11 protein-coding genes, 1 tRNA gene and 3 pseudogenes are annotated in these 16,966 nt (G+C 42.7%); 10 read left to right on the top strand and 5 right to left on the bottom strand.

The annotated features are described in order from the left end of the window. Positions 1–75: 75 nt before the first annotated feature. The 4 genes and pseudogenes from ICL16_RS40310 to rppA form a co-directional block, all read right to left on the bottom strand. Positions 76–1,725, bottom strand: a pseudogene (locus ICL16_RS40310) (chloride channel protein); the annotation flags it as partial. Between the two features lie 158 nt (positions 1,726–1,883). Beyond that, positions 1,884–2,573 carry a sensor histidine kinase gene (locus tag ICL16_RS47520; protein ID WP_337907209.1) on the bottom strand — a complete coding sequence of 230 codons (690 nt, stop codon included), beginning with the start codon at positions 2,571–2,573 and terminating at the stop codon, positions 1,884–1,886. Then, on the bottom strand, positions 2,574–3,224 hold the full coding sequence (locus ICL16_RS47515; protein WP_337907208.1) for a hypothetical protein: 651 nt from the start codon (positions 3,222–3,224) through the stop codon (positions 2,574–2,576). An 11-nt stretch (positions 3,225–3,235) separates the two neighbouring features. Continuing rightward, positions 3,236–3,949 carry a two-component system response regulator RppA gene (gene rppA / locus ICL16_RS40300; RefSeq protein ID WP_190837437.1) on the bottom strand — a complete coding sequence of 238 codons (714 nt, stop codon included), beginning with the start codon at positions 3,947–3,949 and terminating at the stop codon, positions 3,236–3,238. Between the two features lie 171 nt (positions 3,950–4,120). Here rppA and ICL16_RS40295 point away from each other — a divergent pair. From ICL16_RS40295 to ICL16_RS40255, 10 genes and pseudogenes are all read left to right on the top strand, one after another. Beyond that, positions 4,121–5,558 (top strand): annotated as a pseudogene (locus ICL16_RS40295) (DUF3131 domain-containing protein). Beyond that, a pseudogene (locus ICL16_RS46510) lies at positions 5,555–7,318 on the top strand (DUF3131 domain-containing protein). The pseudogenes ICL16_RS40295 and ICL16_RS46510 overlap by 4 nt, the downstream one beginning before the upstream one ends. Positions 7,319–7,385: 67 nt before the next feature. Beyond that, the gene (locus tag ICL16_RS46505) at positions 7,386–7,916 is read left to right on the top strand and encodes a DUF3131 domain-containing protein (protein ID WP_337907211.1); all 531 of its coding nucleotides are present in this window, start codon (positions 7,386–7,388) and stop codon (positions 7,914–7,916) included. A gap of 242 nt (positions 7,917–8,158) precedes the next feature. After that, positions 8,159–10,210 carry a glycosyltransferase gene (locus ICL16_RS40285; RefSeq protein ID WP_190837435.1) on the top strand — a complete coding sequence of 684 codons (2,052 nt, stop codon included), beginning with the start codon at positions 8,159–8,161 and terminating at the stop codon, positions 10,208–10,210. A gap of 29 nt (positions 10,211–10,239) precedes the next feature. After that, positions 10,240–10,947, top strand: a complete 708-nt coding sequence (locus ICL16_RS40280; RefSeq protein WP_190837433.1) for a PIG-L deacetylase family protein — start codon at positions 10,240–10,242, stop codon at positions 10,945–10,947. A gap of 84 nt (positions 10,948–11,031) precedes the next feature. After that, positions 11,032–11,358: an STAS domain-containing protein gene (locus tag ICL16_RS40275; protein WP_190837431.1), complete on the top strand. Its 327-nt coding sequence runs from the start codon at positions 11,032–11,034 to the stop codon at positions 11,356–11,358. A 267-nt stretch (positions 11,359–11,625) separates the two neighbouring features. After that, positions 11,626–13,044: a 15-cis-phytoene desaturase gene (pds, locus tag ICL16_RS40270; RefSeq protein ID WP_190837429.1), complete on the top strand. Its 1,419-nt coding sequence runs from the start codon at positions 11,626–11,628 to the stop codon at positions 13,042–13,044. A 32-nt stretch (positions 13,045–13,076) separates the two neighbouring features. Next, entirely contained in the window at positions 13,077–14,009 is a 933-nt protein-coding gene (crtB, locus tag ICL16_RS40265) for a 15-cis-phytoene synthase CrtB (protein ID WP_190837427.1), read from the top strand. A 123-nt stretch (positions 14,010–14,132) separates the two neighbouring features. Next, a tRNA-Ser gene (locus ICL16_RS40260) sits at positions 14,133–14,220 on the top strand. A 442-nt stretch (positions 14,221–14,662) separates the two neighbouring features. Then, entirely contained in the window at positions 14,663–15,979 is a 1,317-nt protein-coding gene (locus ICL16_RS40255; RefSeq protein ID WP_190837425.1) for an ABC transporter substrate-binding protein, read from the top strand. Between the two features lie 58 nt (positions 15,980–16,037). On the opposite strand, the gene ICL16_RS40250 is transcribed toward ICL16_RS40255, so the two are convergent. Beyond that, positions 16,038–16,910 (bottom strand): hypothetical protein, encoded by an 873-nt coding sequence (locus tag ICL16_RS40250; protein ID WP_190837423.1) that lies wholly within the window; start codon positions 16,908–16,910, stop codon positions 16,038–16,040. Positions 16,911–16,966: the final 56 nt, after the last annotated feature.

Raw genomic sequence — 16,966 nt, 5'->3', positions numbered from 1 at the left:
AAGTCCATAAGACAACAAAAGTGAGTAAAAAGTATCTACATATACAGTTTACACCAAAAAGCCGGGAGAACCCTCCAATTCAAATTCTAAGTTATTTTCCGAAAGCTGGTGCAAGTGTTCCCAATCAATCGGTAGATCGAGCGAATTGCTGTCACTGGCAGAACCTACAATAGATTCAGTAGACTCATGTGCTGTAAATATAACACTTGCCCAATGCAAAAGCGTTGCTGCCAATTTTTCTTTCAATACAGGCTTACTCAAATAGTCATCCATACCAGCATCTAGACACATTTGTCGATCTTCTTTCATCGCATTAGCCGTCATCGCCACCACTATCGGGCGACGACGACTAGCAAAAGAACTTTCCTGCCAACGATGAATTTCTCTTGTGGTTTCTAAACCATCAAGAATTGGCATTTGGCAATCCATAAGAATCAAGTCATAGGGAACTTTTTCTAAAAGCTGTAAAACTTCTTTTCCATTAGCAGCAACATCTGCTTTATATCCCAAACTCTGAAGCTGCTTGAGAGCTACTTTCTGATTCACCACATTATCCTCAGCTAACAAAATTCTTAAGTTGGACACACACTCCCTGTCTCCCCCACTCCCTGTTTCCCCCACTCCCTGTTTCCCCCACTCCCTGTCTCCCTCACTCTTTTCTTGGGTGTCCAGAATATTCATAATAGTATCAAGTAGTCGAGATGCTTTCACAGGCTTGACTAAATAAGCAGAAAATCCGATATTAAGTGCGCGTTGCACTTCATCGCGTTGATTAGTAGAGGTGAGCATAATTAAAGGTATTTTAGCAATCTTCAAATTTGCCTTAATTTGTTCTCCCAGAGTTAAGCCATCAGTTGCGGGCATTTGCATATCTATCAAGACAAAATCATAGGGTATGCCCTGCTTAGCAGCATCTTGTAAAGCTAGTAGTGCATCTTCTGCACTACTAGCTTGATCTACCTGCATCCCCCAACGAGTAGCTTGATGATGGACAATTTTGCGATTTGTAGCGTTGTCATCTACCACTAAGACACGCCGATTGAATAGAAACCTAGTATCCTGTACTGAGGAAACAGATTCTTGTCCTCCCAGCCATCGTGAAATAGCCGCACCAATGAAAGAAGCAAGTATTGCCTTCCCCATCGTCAAGCCGGATACATCCTGAAGTAGTTCTTCCACTACAAAGAGAACTCCGGCGATGGGGGTATTGAAAGCAGCTGCTAACCCTGCTCCAGCCCCAGCCGCTATCATCTGGCGACGGTAATCTGGAGAAGTAGGAAATATGCGACTGAGTTGATTAGCTAATGCCGCTCCTACCTGTAGTGTTGGACCTTCCCTACCTAAGGGCAAACCCGAACCTAATGCTATCACTGCACTGAGCAGTTTAACGACAGCAACCCGTAAATTCAATGCCATTGGTACTTTAGCAAGTACAGCCTTGACTTGTGAAATGCCGCTACCACCAGCTTCTGGAGCCACTCGCTCCACTAGCCAACCTGATAGCAGTCCCCCCACTAAGCCAATTGCTGGTAATACCAACCAAGCTGGTAGTAGATGAGTTGTATGGACTCGCCATCCGCCTAAAGCACCGACGCCTTGCTTTAAGAATACTGCCGCTAGTGCTGCAACTAAACCAATTACACAAGCTTGAAAAATAGCAAAGCGTTTAGGTTGCAACAGTTGGCGGTAAAGCTTGAGCCAAAAAATCTTTCCCCTGACTAACATTTTTAGTAACTAATTTTAAAAGTTGTTTGAGGCGACAGTTTTAGAGCGCCTGAATACCGTTTCATCTCCATAGTTTGATACTAAAAAATGAAATAAAAATGAAATATTTATACTCCAAATGGTAGATGTTTTATCTATCTTTTTAAGAAAAATATTAACTAATTTACAGGTAGCCGCACTGTAAATGTACTGCCTGAACCAATTTGACTGTGTACCTGAATACTGCCTTTGTGTGCTGTAGTGATCGCCTGGACAATCGCCAATCCTAAACCAGAACCGCCAGAGGCGCGAGAGCGGTCTTGATTAACTCGATAGAAACGGTCAAAAATGCGACTTTGATGCTCAGGAGCAATACCAACTCCTGTATCTTGGACTTTAATTAAGACGTGGCGATCGCTACGTTGGAGAAAAACGATAACTTTTCCGCCGTGGGGAGTGGCTTGAATTGCATTTACAATTAAGTTGGAAATCAAGCGATAAAGCTGTTCTTCGTTTCCCATAACATACAGTTTTTCTTGCTGGGATACCTGCGTATGTAGTGTTACTTGAGCATCAATCGCTAAAAATGCCAATTCCTCTACTAAATCGCTAATTAAATCATTAACACAGCAAACCTTATACTCTCCTGTTTGTTGTTGCTGATCTAGCCTTGCCAATAGCAGCAAATCTCTCACCAATTGTGATAGGCGAGTATTCTGCCGCTGGAGAACTTGCAAAATTCCACTTGCTGCTGGCTCAGATAGAGATGGGGTTGAACCGTACAATCTAAAAGCAGCTTCAATGGTAGAGTGCATTGCGGCCAAAGGCGTGCGAAACTCATGGGCTGCATCAGCAGTAAACTGTTCCATTTATTGATAGGATCGGTAGACAGGTTGCATAGCTAAACCTGCCAACCACCAACTTGACCAACCAATCAAAATCATGGAAATAGGCCATCCTAATAATAGAGTTAATTTCAAAGCAGCTAGATGCTGATCTAAGTCTTTGAGACTTCTCCCCAGTTGCAAATAGCCAGAAACTTTGTACTGGGTATGCAGTGGTAAAGTTATTTGACGATAGCTCTTGCCAGAGCGATCTTTGCGGATTTGCCCATGCTGTAGTGATGTAATCGGTAATTGCTCAAGATATAATCCTGCTAGGGCAATTGGTTTTCCTGAACCATCTAGCAAACGCATGTAGTAATTGACAGGATCGGCTGCTTTTGCAAAAGATTGTGTAATGACTGCTTTTTTATTCCAACAATTTGTAGGCGCGACACAAAGTTCTAAAGAAAGTTGTTGGGCTTGCTGTAAGCGATCGCCTTGCTGCCATACTGGTTCAATACTTTGATGGAGTGCTTCTGCTACTGATTCGAGGCCTTGATCGATCGTTTCACGGTAAGCATGGGCAACCACTTGATAAACCCCCACACCAGATAGCCCTAAAATGCATCCCATTACTAGCGCATACCAAGCCGCTAATCGCGTGCGAGTCACGCGGAAAAGTTGATTGCGATTCATTACTGTTTACTTTAAACTTTCAAGCGATAGCCCACACCATAGATTGTTTCAATCAAAGATTCGCTGCCATCATCTCCTAGCTTACGTCTAAGTAAGCGAATTTGTGCTGCTACCACATTGCTCGCTGGTTCTGTACCAATTTCCCACAGTTGATTAATGATTTGATCGCGAGTAACGATTTGGTTTGGATGTTTCATCAGGTATTCCAGCAGTTGAAATTCTTTGATAGTTAATGAGTTTAAAAGTTTGTTCCCTTGGGAATATATACGAGTTACTTCGTGGGTGCTATAATTGGGTGTTAGGCAACCTACTTGAAGGTGTTGAGGTTGGAGTTGAGGCGAGCGCCGCCGTAATGCACGCAACCTTGCCAGTAGTTCTGCCATGTCAAATGGCTTTATTAAGTAGTCATCAGCCCCTGCATCAAGTCCAATAATCTTTTCTTCCAATCGGTCTTTAGCAGTTAACATAAGTACTGGTATACAACTGTTATGCGTTCGCGTAGCGTCTCCGTAGCTGGTTCGCAGCCGTTTACACAACTCTATTCCTGATAAACCAGGCAACATCCAATCAATAATTGCTACTGTATACTCAGTCCATCCACTCTCTACATATAGCCATGCTTGTGTGCCATTAACAAACCAATCAACCACATACGCTTCATGGCTGAGAACTTGTTTAATTGCCGCACCTAAATCTGGCTCATCCTCAACTAATAAAAGTCGCATTTTTTCGCTTGCTAGGAATATTTGTTATCAATCACTATAGACCAAAACGTACCAATCCCTGCCAGATAGAACCTTTCTATACAAGAGATAGGAGTGTTAGTTAGGTTGGAAAACTGGGAAGAATAAATTTGGTAAGACTGTTGAAGTAACTGATTAAATAAAGCTTTAATGATGAATTCTGATTTTGAACCACCACCAAAAAGTTTGTCTTTGTTAGCTTCTGTAGGTGGAGTAGTTACTGCTGTTGTAGCGATCGCTCTGCTCAATTTATGGTCTAAGCACCTGAACAAAACGAATGTTGTACAAACGGTAACACAACAAACTGCCTCAAGCGACAAAAAAGCTCCAACAATAGCGCAACTTGATGCTACGGTAGTTTTGCCAGGGACACCAGTGAGTTCCAACCAACTAACAACCGCCATAACTCCTTATGTTGCGCCGTCCGTGGGAAAACTGACAACAGAAGAAATGGCGATCGCCCGTATGGCTTGGGCTTACTTTCAGCGCAACTGGAACGAGCAGACTGGCTTAGTCAATTCCGTTGATGGCTTTACTTCAGTCACTATGTGGGATCAAGCAGCTGCGATCGCTGCCTTGGTAAGTGCCAAAGAACTCAATATCGTTTCTGCTGAAGAATTTGAAACGAAAATGAGCAAAATGTTGAAGACTCTAGCATCAATGCCTCTGTATAAACAAGAACTACCCAACAAAGTCTACAACTCTAAAACTCTTTTACCCGTTAACTACGGTCAATTAGACAAACGTGAAGAAATTGGTTGGTCGGCTCTCGATTTGGGGCGAATGGCCATCTGGCTCAAAATTGTCGAAGCAAAATATCCGCAGTTACGACGACAAACAAAAGCCGTTTGGAGTCATTGGCAGGTAGCACGTCTGACCAAAAATGGGCAAATGTACGGTACTGCTGTAAAAAAAAGTAAATAATTATACAACTAAGAAGGTCGCTTAGGCTATGAAAATTATGCCGCCTACGGTTTAAAGTTGTGGGGTTTAAATGTTAAAAAAGCTACAGAATATCAGTCTCATACTGCCTTTGTCAATCTCTACGGACAAGGAGTTCCCTATGATCGCCGTGACTATAAAACCTCCGGAGCCAACAACTACGTCCTCAGCGAACCTTATATATTAGATGGGATTGAAACTGGGTTTCAAGCTCTACCAAAAGCCTATGCCGATAGAATCTTAGCTGCTCAAGAAGCTCGCTACCAAGCCACAAAACAATTAAGTGCAGTCACAGAAGACAACTTAGATCGTGCGCCCTACTTTAGTTTACAGTAGCTTATTTGTCAACGGAGAACCTTGGGCTACCATCACAGATACCCGACAAAAGCACAACAATTTACGCTTCCTCAGTGCCAAAGCAGCTGTAGGATGGCATGTACTTTACAACACCACTTACACCCGCCAGTTATTTGATTTTGTCCAAACCAATCTTAAATCTAAAGATGGTTGGTACAACGGGTACTACGAATCTCTACGCGAACCGAATCGATCCCTCACTGCTAATAATAATGGTGTAATTTTGGAAAGCTTACTCTACAAGCAAGTTGGAAAACCACTGATAGTTTGGGCGGGAGTAAGAATCAAATGATACATACTCGTCCACAAAAGTTATTGAAATTGATCGCACTGTTCTTAATTGGAACATTGATGCAATTTTGGTTTTACATCCCGACACCAGTTTTATCGCAAAATCCTCCCAACAACTCCAACAGTTGTAGTAGCATTACAGCCCCGCTGACACCTGATGAGGTAAATTATGCTCGTGCTGCTTGGCAGTATTTTGTCAAAAATTATCAGCCGGCAACTGGATTTACAAATTCCACTGGAGGTTATCCTTCCGGTACACTGTGGGATATGGGCAATTACCTCATGGCATTGAATGCGGTGCGATGGCTAAATCTTACGGATCAAGCAGACTTTGATAGTCGTTTGAATAAGTTTTTGACAACGCTGGGCAACTTGAAACTATTTGAAGATACCTTACCAGATAAAGTTTATCACGCAGCAACCGGACAGATGGTTGATTATGGAAACAATCCGATTGAGCGAGGGATTGGTTGGTCAGCTCTAGACATTGGTCGTGTACTGGCTGCATTTGATGTGATTCGTACTTGTCATCCTCAATATGAAAGTTGGCTCAAGGGGATTGTGTCCAAGTGGCAATTAGGACGAAGTGTCAAAGATGGAGAACTTCAAGGAGCCACAGTACTACCAGATAAAAGTACTCTTTTAGTACAAGAGGGAAGACTGGGCTATGAGGAATATGCTGCTAGAGGCTATGAACTTTGGGGCTTCAAAGCATCAAAGGCAATGGATTTCAAGCCGTTTAAGTTCGTTGAGATTAACGGTGTGCAAATTCCGGTTGATACCCGTGACTTTAAAAGTACTAACGCTAGTAATTACGTTGTCGGCGAGTCTTATATCTTAGATGGAATTGAATTTGGCTTGAAAGGAGAGTTAGCTGATTATGCTGCTAGGGTGTTAGAGGTACAAAAGCGGCGATACGATACTACAGGTCAGTTAACTGCTGTATCGGAAGACAATATTGATCAAGCTCCTTATTTTATCTACAACACCGTTTATGCCAACGGTGAAACTTGGGCAGCAATCACAGATACTAATCAACCTTACCCCAAGTTCCGCAGTATTAGTACAAAGGCTGCTTTTGGCTGGCGTTATCTTTTTCCAGATAATGCTTATGCCCAAAAAGTTTTTGATGCAGTTAAGGATTTAAAAAGTCCTGATGACAGTGGTTACTACGCTGGTATATACGAAGAATCCAAGCAACCTAATAAAGCTTTGACTGGCAATACCAATGGGTTAATTTTAGAGATTTTGTACTACAAAGCTAGGGGAAACCGTCCTTTAATTGGATCGACTGCTAGTGTGGCAACTGCAAAACCCAATTCCAACCCCCAAGTGCCAACAACAACTTCTAGCAGTTCTTCCTCAGTCGGAGCTACCACCTCTGGGGTTACCGAGGTGAGTGTCGCACCAATTCCACCTGTTAGTAGTCCACAGCCATCTACTATCAAGCTAGCTCGACCTTTGACAGTAATTGAACGGCGCTATGCACAAGCAGCATGGCATTACTTTAACGCCAATTATCACTCAAAGAGTGGGTTAATTGATGACCGCAGTGACTTGAAAGGTGCAACTCTATAGGGATTAGGAGATTATTTGGCGGCACTTCATGCAGCGCGAACACTCGATATCATTTCCGCTCCAGAATTTGATCGACGCACCCGCCATCTTTTAGGGGCGCTATCTAAGTTACCCTTGTTTGCGATGGAGTTACCGCATCGGGGTTATGATACGCGATCGCTTAAACCAATAGATTACGGTTAGCAATCCATTCTTGCTCTATGGTCTTGAATTTGGTCTAGATCCGCAATGGTGATCGCTATTACAGCTAATTTTCACTGCTCAAGCTGAACGGTATCGTCGCACCGGAACTCTCACAGCTTCAGGCACGACCTTAATTGATCGTAAACCCTATATAGTTCACAGCACAATTATTGGTCAAAATCAGCCTTGGGTAGCCTTAGGAGATGACGGCAAGCCTATACCATCCGGGCGAGTGGTAAGTACTGCAGTTGCTTTTGCCTATCATGCCTTGCTTCCCGAAGATAAATATAGTCAAGAGTTACTCAAAGCGACAACCGATCAATACAATCCACTTGTGGGTTTTTATGAAGGCTTTTATGAAACAACTGGCAAAACGGCGGTTGGTTTCACCAGCAGTACTAACAGCATGATTCTCCAATCCCTGCTCTACACCGTCATGAATCGGCAACCTCTGATTCGTCCAACTACTGCCTTCAACTCTCCTTGGTGGCAAACAATTACCAAGGGAAATTCTGGTAGAGGGTTACCCAGCACGGCGAAGCAAAAAGCCAAGATGATTTCCGATGGCTCTGGAAGTTACTGGGTTTCAGGCAGATAGGAATCAGGAGTCAGGAGACGGGAGAAAGGAAAATAAATTTTGTAATTAATTGTGTCGGAGTACTTACACCCCTCCCTACCCTCCCCGATCTTCGGGGAGGGTGCGCGGTAGCGCGGGAGGGGTATTTTGTACTTCATTAAGTTGAAATCTGCTGTATTTGACACCGAAATTTGGGCAGGGTTGTTAGTAATGAAATTCTCTGGGGAATACTCAGTAATAAGGCTTTGATTTTTAATAACACAATGACTTCAGTTTCCATTGTTGAAAATTCATCAACCTTTTCGGGTAACAGCCGCTCGAAGTTGAAAGAAAGAACGTTGCTATTTCGCTACCTAGCAGAAATCAATTTAATATTTGGTTTCTGGTATTTACAGTGGGGTATTACTCATTCGATCAACTTTGATGCACTATGGCTGTCTGTACCGTTAGTGCTGGCTGAAATTTACAGCTATTTCGGCGGTGTAATGTTTGTAATCGGGCTGTGGCGTCCCCTAGTTCGACAGATTAAGTCTCTCGATCAGGTTTCACCACCCCTACCCATTTCTGAATGGCCTACTGTAGATGTGTTTTTAACGTGTTATAATGAGCCGCCGGAAATTGTGGAACAAACAGCTAGAGGTGCTTTAGCAATAGATTACCCAGCCACAAAGCTGCGCGTTTATGTGCTGGATGATGGCAACTCGGCTGCTATGCGAACTATGGCAGAAAAACTTTGCCTGGAAGATTTGCGATCGCCTTCATTACAACAACAAGCAAATCGGATTGAAGCAGAGCGCTCTGCTCTATTGGAGCGTTACCAGCAGTTGTGCGATTTCACACCTTTAATTCAAGCAGTGGAACAATGGCTACAAGACTTATCATCACGACAAGTTTACAGTCAAGACCCTTATACTACTGAATTGTTACAGAATCTTTACTCATTCATTCTGTGGTCAGATCCTCAAAATCAAAGTAGAAGTGATTCTCCAGCAAACACGCTTTTGGATCGCTTGAAGGTTGAATGGCTCGAACTAGAAAAAGCTATCCACCAAAAAGAACTCGAACTAGTTGAGCTTGCTCGTTTTCGCTACATTGCTCGTCCCAAACCAGCTGGTGTACCGCATCATGCTAAAGCAGGTAACTTGAATTACGCGATTTTTTCCGGAGAAACTTCAGGGCAATTTATTCTTACCCTGGATGCGGATCATATTCCTAAGCCTCCAATTCTTAAGCGAGTCCTGCCGTATTTCTATACATACAATATTTTTACAGGAAAATACGAGCAAAACAGAATTGCTTTCGTACAGACACCCCAAGATTTTTATAACATCCCAAAAGGCGATCCTTTTGGACACTCAGCACATTTATTTTATGGTCCGCTGCAACAGGGTAAAGATGGACTGAATGCTGCTTTTTATACAGGTACAGATGATATACTGAGACGCGAGGCACTGGTTAGTGTTGGACTGCAATATTTTTCTGATGAGTTTGCCCTTAATGAAAAACGTTTAGATGAATTTGAATTAGTTGGTGGCGTATCTAGCAACAGTATTACAGAAGATATGAATACTGCGATGCGTCTGCATAGTGCAGGGTGGAAATCTGTTTACCACAATGAACTTTTGGCAGAAGGTTTAGCACCCGATGACTTGGGTTCTACTCTGAAACAGCGACTACGATGGGCGCAAGGTACTATCCAAGTGTTAGTCCGCGAAAATCCTTTGACTAAACCAGGGCTAACGTTTTGGCAACGTTTGCACTATTTTAAAACAATGTATAGTTATTTTTCTGGTTTTGCTACTGTTATTTTTATCAGTTGCCCAATTATCTATTTTTTTACAGGAGTCATTCCAGTTAAAACTTACGATCCTGATTTTGCCTTACACTTTTTTCCTGCTTTTATTATTAACCGCCTGACTTTCGTTGCAGCTACTTGGGGTATTCCTGCTCGAGAAGTTTGGCGCTCTGAGCAATATGCGATCGCTTTATTTCCCCTGTTAATCCAAGCTGTATTAAGTGTCTTTACAGGAAAACCACTGAAATTTCAAGTCACACCTAAGCAGCGACAATCAGGAATTTATCTCCATCTAATATGGCCGCAAATGATTGTCTTTGCTCTGATTATTTTGGGCATACTGTGGAGCCTTTACCGCTTTGCCACTGGAAATTTAAATGATCCTTGGGTTCACTTACTCAATGGCGCTTGGTCTGTGTATAACTTATCACTTTTATCTGTAATCATCCGCGCTGCTGTTTGGCAACCACCAACGGAGCAGGGGAGTGGGGGAGTAGGGGAAAAAACTCCTGACTCCTGACTCCTGACTCCTGATTAGAAAAAATAGCTATGAACACTTTGGACTCTCATAACTTAAATCAGCGAAATGTTTTAACAATTTATGCTCATGCTGATGATGAAGTTTTGCCTGCGGCTGGCACTTTAAGTCTGATGTCTAAGGCAGGATGGAACATTCGTTGCCTAATTTTGACGGATGGCAATCTTTCTAGTTCGGCTGTTAAAGGTAAACGTCATCAGGAAGCTGAGGCGGCTGGTAAAATTATTGGTGCAAGTTATGATTTTTATGCACTTGAGGAGTGTAACTTTTCTACTCAAGCTGTAATTAAAGTTACTGAAGAAGCTATTAAGCATTGCCTACCAGACATTATTATTACTCACGCGCCGCAACCCGAACAGTTTGGGCATAGAGATCATGAAGTGTGTGCGATCGCCGTTTCCAATGTTGCTACCCGTAAAAATATCCCTCTATGGTACTCAGCGCCACCTGTTTTTTTACGTGGTTTTGAACCTAATTTCTTTGTGGATATTACCTCTGTAATTGAGGAAAAAATCGCGGCAATTGGTTGTTATGAGTCTGAGCAGGAAAAAGCATTTATGCAACTTGATGCTATCTTAGTTTTGTCTATATTTTGGGCAAGAGAATTAGGTCAAAAGGATGGTTATTTTGAAGCTTTTCAAATTTCTCGTCACTGTGTTGATGCTAGCTTTTTTAGTGCTCTAGCTCATCTTAAAAATCCTGTATTATCATCTAGATAATTTCCTTAAATATATTTTGAAGAAACCTTGCATCTTCGTTTATTATAATGCCAAAATATCAATATAAATTAGTCAAATAAATCTATGAATCCAATTGTAAAAGTAATTCAACCCTCTGGTATTTTAGATGGTATTAGAGGTAATGAACTGCGGCGCGAAGTTAGTGAAGTAGTTAACATTGGAGCAGATATTGTCTTGATTGACCTTCAAGATGTCAAGTTTGTCGATAGTTCTGGTTTGGGTGCTTTAGTATCAGCCATGAAAACAGTACGTAACGCCAATGGTAAACTTTTTCTCTGCTCCATGAACGACCAAGTTAAGATGTTATTCGATTTAACTAAAATGGATCGAATTTTTGAAAAATTTGCTGATCGCGATGAATTCAATCGTCTCATTCTTGCGACTCTATAAAATATATAGTACTGATCGTGTCCTTTGGTAGGGGCAGACGCCCTTAGTTGTGGGCGTTACTAAGTGTGGTTTTGCTTAGGGTAGTGGTAAAGAGATTACGTAAAGAAAAATATACTAAGTAAAAGCACTGAGAAAAAGAAAAGTAAATAAAATAAATGAGGAGAGATTTGGCAAAGCGATCGCATAATCGCTCGCTAATGTAACGGACTGCAACGTATAATGAAAACGATAAAACGATTAAGAAATATTGAAGAGCAGTAAAGTTAAATGCGGGTAGCGATCGCAGGAGCAGGTTTAGCAGGACTTTCTTGTGCAAAATATCTCATCGACGCGGGTTACACACCCATTGTCTTGGAAAGCCGAGACGTACTAGGGGGTTTGGTAGCAGCGTGGCAAGACAAAGACGGCGACTGGTATGAAACCGGGCTGCACGTCTTTTTTGGTGCATATCCTAATATGCTCAAGCTGTTAAAAGAACTGGGCATTGAAGACCGATTGCAGTGGAAAAAACACACAATGATCTTCAACCAGCCGGACAACCCAGGCACTTACAGCAGGTTCGATTTTCCAGATTTGCCCGCGCCCTTGAATGGGATTGCGGCAATACTCAAAAACAACGACATGCTGACTTGGGGCGAAAAGATCCAATTAGCTAAAGGCTTGGTTCCAGCCATGCTGCGTGGACAAAAGTATGTGGAGGAAACGGATAAGTACACATTTTCTGAATGGTTAAAGCGGCAAGGAGTAGGCGAGGAAGTACAACAAGATATTTTTATCGCCGCCGCCAAATCGCTCAACTTTATTAACCCAGACGAAATTTCGGCAGTAGTCTTGCTGACGGCTTTGAGGGCTTTCCTGCAAGAAAAAGACGGCTCGAAAATGGCATTTCTGGACGGTTCTCCCACTGAGAGATTGTGTCAACCATTAGTAGATTACATTACCTCTGGCGGCGGAACAGTGAGATTAAATGCGCCCTTAAAAGAAATTTTGCTTGATGGAGATGGAAATGTTAAGGGTTTTTTAATTCGTGGGTTGAATGGAGCATCAGATGAAGTGGTAACTGCTGATGTGTATGTTAGTGCCATGTCAGTAGACTGCATCAAGGTGATGTTACCAAAACCGTGGCAGCAAATGGAATTTTTCCAAAAGCTGGATGGATTAGAAGGCGTACCTGTGATAAACTTGCAACTGTGGTTTGACCGTAAGCTTACAGATATAGATCAGTTGCTATTTTCACGCTCGTCCCTACTCAGCGTTTATGCTGATATGAGTAACACCTGTCGTGAGTACGCCAATACCGAGCAATCAATGCTGGAATTGGTTCTAGCTCCGGCAAAAGATTGGATTAACTCGTCAAATGAGGAGATTGTACAGGTAACTTTATCCGAATTACAAAAACTTTTCCCCGCCCACTTTGGGGGAGATAATCCAGCCAAATTACTGAAATATCATGTGGTGAAAACGCCGCGTTCAGTTTATAAAGCGACTCCAGGGTGTCAGCAGTATAGACCATCACAAGTAACCCCAATTCCCAACTTCTATTTAGCAGGAAGTTACACTATGCAACAGTACCTGGGGAGTATGGAAGGAGCTGTACTTTCTGGTAAGCTGACAGCGAATGAGATCGCGCAACGCGCAACGCCGCCAGCGGCAAACTCTGAAGCACACCTAGTGGCAAATTCCTGAGAATAAACGCAAACCTTGAGCGCCTGCAACGAATGCTGCAACTGCCTGATTCCCCCCCACGCATGAAACCGTCGGTAACACTAGAGGAGTCCTATCAACTTTGTCGCCAGCTTACCGCAAAGTATGCCAAAACTTTCTACCTTGGTACTTTGCTCATGAACGCGACAAAGAGTCGAGCTATTTGGGCAATTTATGCTTGGTGTCGTCGAACAGATGAACTAGTAGATGGTCCGGCTGCTGCAATTACCACACCAGAAACTTTAGACTTGTGGGAGCAGCACCTGGAAACTATTTTTTCCGGACGCCCAGTAGAAAATTACGATGTAGCTTTGGTTGATACACTCCAGCGCTTCCCCATGCAAATTCAGCCCTTTCGGGATATGATTGCAGGGCAGCGTATGGATTTATACCGTAGTCGTTATGAAACGTTTGACGAGTTATACCTGTACTGTTACCGCGTCGCAGGCACTGTAGGCTTGATGTCAACAGCAGTTATGGGAGTAGATAACTCAACCAACACAGCGCCTTGGCATCAAAACCAACAACTCTACATTCCCAGCGAAGAAGCGATCGCTTTGGGAATTGCTTGTCAACTCACCAATATTCTCCGGGATGTGGGGGAAGATGCAAGGCGAGGGCGAATTTATATTCCCCTTGAAGATATGGCGCGGTTCAACTACACAGAACAAGACTTGTTGAAAGGAGTAGTGGACGAACGGTGGCGCTCGCTGATGCGCTATTCTATCCAGCGAGCGCGACAATTCTACATTAAAGCGGAAACAGGAATTAGTTACCTATCTCCTGATGCCCGTTTGCCTGTATGGGCAGCACTAATGCACTACAGTCGAATTTTAGGTGTAATTGAACGCAATAATTATCAGGTGTTCAATCAACGCGCCTACGTTCCTCAGTGGCAAAAGTTACGTACTTTACCAGTAGCTTGGCTGCGTGCGCAAGTGCTATAGAAGTAAAAAGTAAAAAGTAAAAAGTAAAAAGTAATTTCTTTTAACTTTTGCCTTTTAACTTTTTACTTGTTTTACCTCTTGACATCCCAATTAGAGTTTGATAACATCGTTATTCGTAGACCAGGAGAGGTGGCTGAGTGGTCGAAAGCGGCAGATTGCTAATCTGTTAGGGGATATTATCCTCTCGAGGGTTCGAATCCCTCCCTCTCCATTAAATAAAATTTCGTAGAGACGTTCCGCCGGAACGTCTCTACTGCCATTTGCCCTAAACAACAAATCCTGCCCAGTAATAATGCCGCATCAACTCCATTGTCATCTCTTACTGATAAATGGCAATTAATAAGTGTAAAATTTTACATAGAATGAATATATTCTGATCGGCAGCGAATTTTATTGGCGATCGCTCTTACTAGAGAAGTGGGCATATTTAGATCTTTAGGTAGATGTTATAATTTATCCTTTGGAGTCATAAAATATAAAACCTAGCTCGACCTTGACGGTTTTGAAGCAGATGTTTTTCTCCCATCAATTCCAAAATTGCAGAAGTTGATTTTGTTTAAGCCTATTAAGATATAACAGTTCTCAATTTAGATGAGGTAAATCCTCGTCATCTTTTTGTCAATGTGTGAATCCTAGAGGAGTAAAAAAAATATATGCAAAGAGTTAGAGCAGCTTGCGCCTTGACTTTAATTACCGTCATCACAGGTTTCCTCGCTGCCGCTTGTCAACAAACAAACACTAGTACGGGAAATAGTGAAGGCAGTGCCAACCCAACAGCCACAACTGTTGCTGCTAGCAATGGCGGGGGGTTAAAAATTGGTTCACTGTTACCAGCAACTGGAGATTTGGCATCAATCGGACAACAAATGATCGGTGCTGTTCCTTTGGCTGTTGAAGCTGTTAACGCTTGTGGCGGGGTAAATGGCGAAAAAGTAACCCTCGTAGCAGTAGACGATCAAACAGATCCCAAAGCTGGTGCAGCAGGCATGAGCAAACTAGCAACCTTAGATAAAGTAGCTGGTGTAGTTGGATCGTTTGCTAGCAGTGTCTCAACTGCGGCAGTTTCAATTGCCTCCCAAAATAAAGTAATGCTAATTTCTCCAGGTAGTACTAGTCCTATATTTACCGAAAAAGCGCAAAAGGGAGACTATAAAGGCTATTGGGCGCGTACAGCTCCTCCTGATACTTATCAAGCATTAGCCTTAGCCCAACTTGCTAATAAAAAAGGTTTCAAAAAAGTTTCCACAGCCGTAATTAACAATGACTACGGTGTGGGGTTTGAAAAAGCATTTGTGCAAGCTTTTGAAAAACTAGGGGGAACCGTAGTTAACAAAAACAAACCCGTCCGCTATGATCCCAAAGCGACTACATTTGATACCGAAGCTCAAGCAGCTTTTGCTGGTAAGCCAGATGCAGTACTAGTTGTAGCTTACGAAGAGACTGCTAGTATACTGTTAAAATCAGCCTATCAGCAAGGTGTCGCTCAAGGTGTACAGATTATGCTCACTGATGGCACAAAATCAGATACTTTCCCAGAAAGAGTTGGTAAAGGTTCTGATGGTAAATATATAGTGGCTGGAGCCATTGGTACTGTACCTGGTTCCAATGGTAAAGGATTAGACGCTTTCTCTAAGCTCTGGGAATCTAAAAAAGGCGCTCCACCTGCACCATACACAGCACACGCTTGGGATGCTACTGCTTTATTAATGCTAGCAGCACAATCAGCTAAGCAAAACACAGGTGTGGGCATAGCCAGTAAAATTCGCGAAGTTTCCGAAGGATCTGGTACACAAGTTAGTGATGTCTGCGAGGGTTTAAAGTTACTTAAAGAGGGCAAAAAAATCAACTTTCAGGGAGCTAGCGGTAACGTAGATATTGACAAAAACGGCGATGTCATCGGCGTTTACGATGTTTGGCTCGTTGGCGACGACGGCAAAATCCAGACTGTGGACAAAGTTAGTCCTAAATAAAAGTTAATAATTTCTAATTCCTGTAGAGACGCGATATATCGCGTCTCTACGTCTTTTTCTAAAGTCCTCGGAAGTTGTAACCAACTCCTACCGTCAATCCCACTTGAACATCATCAAAAAATCCGGCATTGACAGCGGCTGTTGCTGTAAATCGAGGACTGATGGGTACATCGACACCACCAGTAAGCAGAAAGCCTACTTCAGTGTCATCACCAGTTTTAATCGCTGCACCAGCACCAACGTAAGGGGCAATCGGTAAAGGATCAGAAAATGGATCTGTTAACTGGTTCAAGGAAAAGTCATAGGCAACGGGAAGTAGAAATGTTGTGTTGTCTCCAATAATTGCAGCGGGACGTACCGAGATAGTATTAGAAAGTCCTATTTTGCTAATGACGGCAAAGTTACTGTCACCTAGAGCAGATTCACCACCGCCCAAGCCAATGTTTCCGGCTATTCCCACGTAACTGGAGCCGCCACGAGTACGTCTACCTGGATCGATGTTAATATCTGCTTGAGCTACATTGGCATTAGATTTGGTGGTAACTGTTGATTTTTGAGTAGTTACAGCATTGGTGTGGGTTTGTGTATCCACAGTGGCGATCGCCTCACTTGTCGTTGCTGTTGTTCCTGGCACCGGTGTAGCTACACGTTGTTCGGTTTGCTGTTGAGTGCTAAGAATAAACTCTGGCTGCGACACTTGAGGTGTATTTTCTCCTAGCGTAGTTTCTTCTGTTTGAGAGGAGAAAGTCTCTATTCTAGTACTTACTTCAGTTGAAGAAGTTTCAGTTTCGTTTGCCTGAGTTAACTGAAAACTATTAGTAGTATCTATAGTTTCAGCAACAGCAGCCTTACCACCTCCGATCACTGTCAAAGCTGATAAGCTGAGCAACCAAAAAACTTCTTTTCCTTTACGAGAAAAAATATTGTTCACGTTCACTCCTTTAAGAATATTGCCGCAATAGATAGCGGATGTATGTTGTTTTGTGT

Origin of the sequence: Iningainema tapete BLCC-T55 (assembly GCF_014698965.1) — a bacterium.
Taxonomy (GTDB): Bacteria; Cyanobacteriota; Cyanobacteriia; order Cyanobacteriales; family Nostocaceae; genus Iningainema; species Iningainema tapete.
The sequence above is the reverse complement of the archived record's forward strand: the minus strand, read 5'-3'. Positions and strand labels throughout refer to the sequence as shown.

Excerpts from the sequence above, each read along its gene's own strand:
- rppA (WP_190837437.1), bottom strand. The coding sequence starts at position 3,949 with ATGCGACTTTTATTAGTTGAGGATGAGCCAGATTTAGGTGCGGCAATT.
- ICL16_RS47520 (WP_337907209.1), bottom strand. The coding sequence starts at position 2,573 with ATGGAACAGTTTACTGCTGATGCAGCCCATGAGTTTCGCACGCCTTTG.
- pds (WP_190837429.1), top strand. The coding sequence starts at position 11,626 with ATGCGGGTAGCGATCGCAGGAGCAGGTTTAGCAGGACTTTCTTGTGCA.
- ICL16_RS47515 (WP_337907208.1), bottom strand. The coding sequence starts at position 3,224 with ATGAATCGCAATCAACTTTTCCGCGTGACTCGCACGCGATTAGCGGCT.
- crtB (WP_190837427.1), top strand. The coding sequence starts at position 13,077 with ATGCTGCAACTGCCTGATTCCCCCCCACGCATGAAACCGTCGGTAACA.
- ICL16_RS40255 (WP_190837425.1), top strand. The coding sequence starts at position 14,663 with ATGCAAAGAGTTAGAGCAGCTTGCGCCTTGACTTTAATTACCGTCATC.
- ICL16_RS40275 (WP_190837431.1), top strand. The coding sequence starts at position 11,032 with ATGAATCCAATTGTAAAAGTAATTCAACCCTCTGGTATTTTAGATGGT.
- ICL16_RS40285 (WP_190837435.1), top strand. The coding sequence starts at position 8,159 with ATGACTTCAGTTTCCATTGTTGAAAATTCATCAACCTTTTCGGGTAAC.
- ICL16_RS40280 (WP_190837433.1), top strand. The coding sequence starts at position 10,240 with ATGAACACTTTGGACTCTCATAACTTAAATCAGCGAAATGTTTTAACA.